Source organism: Salinimicrobium oceani (genome assembly GCF_012037645.1).
Map to the genome: position 1 here is coordinate 1 of NZ_JAAVJR010000203.1, position 629 is coordinate 629.

A 629-nucleotide genomic window follows, 5' to 3' on the forward strand; every position below is an offset into this window, starting at 1 on the left:
TAAAGCCTTTGAAGTAGACGAGGCTGCCGACGGACTTGAAGGAATAGAGAAGATCAAAGACCAGGAATATGACCTTATTTTATGTGATATCAAGATGCCAAAGATGGACGGGGTGGAAGTGCTGGAGGCCGTAAAAAAGCTGAAGCCCGAAATTCCCATGGTGATGATCTCCGGTCACGGCGACCTTGACACTGCTGTAAATACAATGAGACTGGGAGCATTTGATTACATCTCAAAACCGCCAGATCTTAACCGGCTGCTCAATACCGTTAGAAATGCTTTAGACCGAAAGGAGCTGGTAGTGGAAAATTCCCGACTCAAGAAGAAGGTTGGGAAAAATCTTGAAATGGTTGGAGAATCTGAAGCCATTTCCAGGATCAAAGATATTATTGAAAAAGTCGCACCTACAGATGCGCGGGTGCTTATTACCGGACCTAATGGTACCGGAAAAGAACTTGTAGCGCACTGGCTGCACCAAAAAAGCGATCGCTCCGGCGGACCGATGATCGAGGTTAATTGTGCTGCTATCCCTTCGGAACTCATTGAGAGTGAACTTTTCGGTCACGTGAAAGGAGCCTTTACTTCGGCTGCAAAAGATCGTGCAGGTAAATTTGAAGCTGCCAATGGCG

The 629-nt window shown here is 46.6% G+C and carries 1 protein-coding gene; it reads left to right on the forward strand.

Annotation, left to right across the window (positions count from 1 at the left end; genetic code table 11):
• Positions 1–629 (forward strand): sigma-54-dependent transcriptional regulator (locus HC175_RS16275; RefSeq protein ID WP_168139442.1); only part of this gene is annotated, 629 nt, incomplete at both ends.